We start from the raw sequence: 3,497 nt of genomic DNA, 5'->3' as shown, positions 1-3,497 counted from the left end.
CGGCAGCGGACCTGGGCGATCACCGCGGATGGCGAGCTGGCCGGATCCATCCGGCTGGGGCGGGTTCCGGAACACGGGACCGGATCTGTTGGGCGTGGCGGCGCTGGCTGGGAGAACGGGGTGCTGGAGACCGGGATCTGGCTGGGCCGGAGCTTCCGCGGGCGCGGCATCGGCCAGGCGGCGCTGCGGCTAGTCAAGGTCCAGGCCGCGGCTGCCGGCGCACGCCTGCTGAAAGCCGAAACGACGGCGGGGAATCCCGCCGCGCAGGCGCTGCTGCGTTCCGTCGGCGCCGAGCTCGCAGCAGACGGCCAACGGGTGAGCGCGCTGATCAACCTCGGCTAGTGGGCGATCTCCCAGATGTGTCCGCCCGGGTCGCGGAAGGTGGCCGTACGGATACCCCACGGCCGGTCCATCGGGCCGTTCAGYAGCTCCACGCCGCGGCTGGCCAGTTCGGCGCACACGGCGTCAACGTCGTCCACCTGGAGGGTGAATTGCATCCGGGCGCCGGCTTCCGGTGCCGCGACGAGGGCGGGCTGGATCAGCTCCGGTGCTTCCTCCGTCTTCAGCAGATTGATCATCGTGTTGTCGAACTTGAAAACGGCTGAAGCGCCGTCCTCAAAGGCCACGGGCAGGTCAAAAACCTCCTGGTAGAAGCGCTTGCTGGCCGGCAGGTCTTCGACGAATAGGGTGATCGCACCGATCGCCCGCGGCAAGGGCGTAACCGCCGGACCGGCGCCATTTTCAGTCTTTTCAGAAGTTCCAGCCATGGGCAGTCCTTTCGTAGGTGCGGCACCTGCACGCCTCGGCGCGCGCTGAGCAGAGCAACGTGTGACCTACAAAGTCTGGACGCGGTCCGACCCCTTGGCAAGCTCCGCCGCCCTCAGTTGTCACCGTTTTGTGCCTCTACCCGGAGATCAGCCGGCGCGGCGCCGGGGCRCCGGCGGAGCTGTCACGTGCTGGGGAAGGGTGGTTGGATGAATGTAGGCAGCGACTGACCGGCACCTGAACCAGGAGGATTGGCATGGACGACCCCTTTGAGTTGTCCCGATTCACGGAAGCACAGGATTCGGCAGGCACCTATCAGACCGCGCTCTCGGAGCTCCGGAGCGGGTCAAAGCGGAGCCACTGGATGTGGTTCGTCTTCCCGCAAATTTCCGGCCTGGGAATGAGCCCGACCTCCCGGAAATACGCCATCAGGACCCTCCCCGAGGCACGGGCCTATCTGCACCACCCGGTGCTTGGGCCCCGGCTGCAGGACTGTGCCCGGGCAATTCTGGCCGTTGACGGGCGAAGCGCGGAGCAGATCTTCGGCAGCATCGACGCACGGAAGCTGCAGTCGTCGTCGACCTTGTTCCTGCGGGCGGCGCCCGAGCAACCGGTGTTCCAGCAGATTCTCGACAAGTACTTCAATGGCGTGCCCGATGCGGCCACGGACCGGATCCTCGGGCCCGTCCCCTGAGTGCCCCGCAGGACATGCCCGGGTCCGGCGCAGGCCACCGGACATGATGCCACCATGCCCTGTCCTCGCGCCGAGCACTGGGCATGTCCTCCCGGCCGCGGCCCTGCAATCCGGGCTTAACCCCGAAGCGGGCCCCTGCACGTGGCTGGGACCCGCTTTGGGTTCGCCCGGAGCAACCCGGGCAGGCGGCAACTAGTTGCCGGTGAGCTTTTCGCGCAGAGCGGCGAGGGCCTCGTCCGAGGCCAGCGTGCCTGCACCGGTGTCTGCTGCGGCCGGCTCCGAGGAGTAGCTCGTGGTGCCGGAGTCGCTGTCACCGGACGTCGCAGCGGTAGCGTCGTCGGCAGCGTGCTGGGCAACCTGCTTCTTGTGGGCTTCCCAGCGGGTCTGGGCGTCAGCGTACTGCTGCTCCCAGGCGGCGCGCTGCGTCTCGTAGCCTTCAAGCCACTCGTTGGACTCCGGATCGAAGCCCTCCGGGTACTTGTAGTTGCCCTCTTCGTCGTACTCAGCGGCCATGCCGTAGAGAGCCGGATCGAATTCGGTGCTGTCGGCGTCGACGCCCTCGTTGGCCTGCTTGAGGGACAGCGAGATGCGGCGGCGTTCGAGGTCGATGTCGATGACCTTGACGAACAGCTCGTCGCCAACGGAGACAACCTGCTCGGCCAGCTCAACGTGGCGCACGGCGAGCTCGGAGATGTGGACCAGGCCTTCGATGCCGTCCTCAACGCGGACGAACGCGCCGAACGGAACCAGCTTGGTGACCTTACCCGGAACAACCTGGCCGAGGGCGTGGGTGCGGGCGAAGGTCTGCCACGGGTCTTCCTGCGTAGCCTTGAGCGACAGGGACACGCGTTCGCGGTCCAGGTCGACCTCGAGAACCTCGACGGTGACTTCCTGGCCAACTTCGACAACCTCGGACGGGTGGTCGATGTGCTTCCAGGACAGCTCGGAAACGTGTACTAGGCCGTCTACGCCGCCCAGGTCCACGAAGGCACCGAAGTTGACGATCGAGGAAACGACGCCGGGACGGACCTGGCCCTTTTCCAGCTTGTTGAGGAACGTGGAGCGGACCTCGGACTGGGTCTGCTCGAGCCAGGCACGGCGGGACAGCACAACGTTGTTGCGGTTCTTGTCCAGCTCGATGATCTTGGCTTCGATCTGCTGACCGATGTACGGAGCCAGGTCGCGCACACGGCGCATCTCGACGAGGGATGCGGGCAGGAAGCCGCGCAGGCCGATGTCGAGGATAAGACCACCCTTGACAACCTCGATGACGGTACCGGTGACGACGCCGTCTTCTTCCTTGACCTTCTCGATGTCGCCCCAGGCGCGCTCGTACTGAGCACGCTTCTTGGAGAGGATCAGGCGGCCTTCTTTGTCTTCCTTGGTGAGCACCAGGGCTTCGACCTGATCGCCAACGGAGACGACGTCTCCGGGGTCAACGTCGTGCTTGATGGAAAGCTCGCGGGAGGGGATGACACCTTCGGTCTTGTAACCGATGTCGAGCAGGACTTCGTCGCGGTCGACCTTGACGACGGTACCTTCGACGAGATCTCCGTCGTTGAAGTACTTGATGGTCGCGTCGACTGCTGCGAGGAAGTCCTCAGCGGTACCGATGTCGTTAATCGCGACTACGGGGGTACCGGGCTTCTCGGTGGAGGTGATGGTCATGTAGTAGGGGCTCCGTTGTGGATAGTGAGTCGGTCAGGCAAACCGTCCCGCCCGCGTCGGCGACACGGGTCGAGAACACGGCGGATCAAGGGCGATCCGCCGGGTCATCCTGATTTTGTGGATTTGATTGCGCGCACGTAATACACGCCCGCTCAGTCTAGTCGTAGTCGTCAACGCCGGTCAAAGCGCAACGCAGTGTGCCGGCGCCAGCCTAGAAGTGCGTGAGGCAGTGCGGTGCGCGTTCGACGGCGAACATCAGCCGCGCCGTCAGCGCGGCTCCGGGGGCATGCTCCGTGATCCGGCCAGCAGCTTTCAAGGTCACCGGGCAGACGGCGCCCAGATAGATGGAGCCGAGGTCCGCGACGTCCAG

The 3,497-nt window shown here is 65.4% G+C and carries 5 protein-coding genes; 2 read left to right on the top strand and 3 right to left on the bottom strand.

Features of this window, described 5'->3' with window-relative positions; genetic code table 11:
• The coding region (locus tag AB4Y86_RS14885) for a GNAT family N-acetyltransferase (protein WP_441402972.1) at positions 1 to 342 on the top strand (342 nt) is incomplete at its 5' end.
• On the opposite strand, the gene AB4Y86_RS14880 is transcribed toward AB4Y86_RS14885, so the two are convergent.
• Positions 339 to 767 carry a VOC family protein gene (locus tag AB4Y86_RS14880; protein ID WP_441402971.1) on the bottom strand — a complete coding sequence of 143 codons (429 nt, stop codon included), beginning with the start codon at positions 765 to 767 and terminating at the stop codon, positions 339 to 341. The genes AB4Y86_RS14885 and AB4Y86_RS14880 overlap by 4 nt on opposite strands.
• Before the next feature lie 254 nt (positions 768 to 1,021).
• On the opposite strand from AB4Y86_RS14880, the gene AB4Y86_RS14875 reads away from it, so the two are divergent.
• On the top strand, positions 1,022 to 1,459 hold the full coding sequence (locus tag AB4Y86_RS14875) for a DUF1810 domain-containing protein (RefSeq protein ID WP_441402970.1): 438 nt from the start codon (positions 1,022 to 1,024) through the stop codon (positions 1,457 to 1,459).
• A 192-nt stretch (positions 1,460 to 1,651) separates the two neighbouring features.
• Here AB4Y86_RS14875 and rpsA read toward each other — a convergent pair whose 3' ends face one another.
• The gene (gene rpsA, locus AB4Y86_RS14870; RefSeq protein ID WP_441402969.1) at positions 1,652 to 3,127 is read right to left on the bottom strand and encodes a 30S ribosomal protein S1; all 1,476 of its coding nucleotides are present in this window, start codon (positions 3,125 to 3,127) and stop codon (positions 1,652 to 1,654) included.
• 211 nt (positions 3,128 to 3,338) lie between these two features.
• On the bottom strand, positions 3,339 to 3,497 hold a 159-nt coding region (locus tag AB4Y86_RS14865), incomplete at its 5' end, for a sterol carrier protein domain-containing protein (RefSeq protein ID WP_441402973.1).

The organism is Arthrobacter sp. 2YAF22_2, assembly GCF_052114645.1.
In the GTDB taxonomy this organism is placed as follows: domain Bacteria; phylum Actinomycetota; class Actinomycetes; order Actinomycetales; family Micrococcaceae; genus Arthrobacter.
This window is presented reverse-complemented; position numbering and strand designations above follow the sequence as displayed.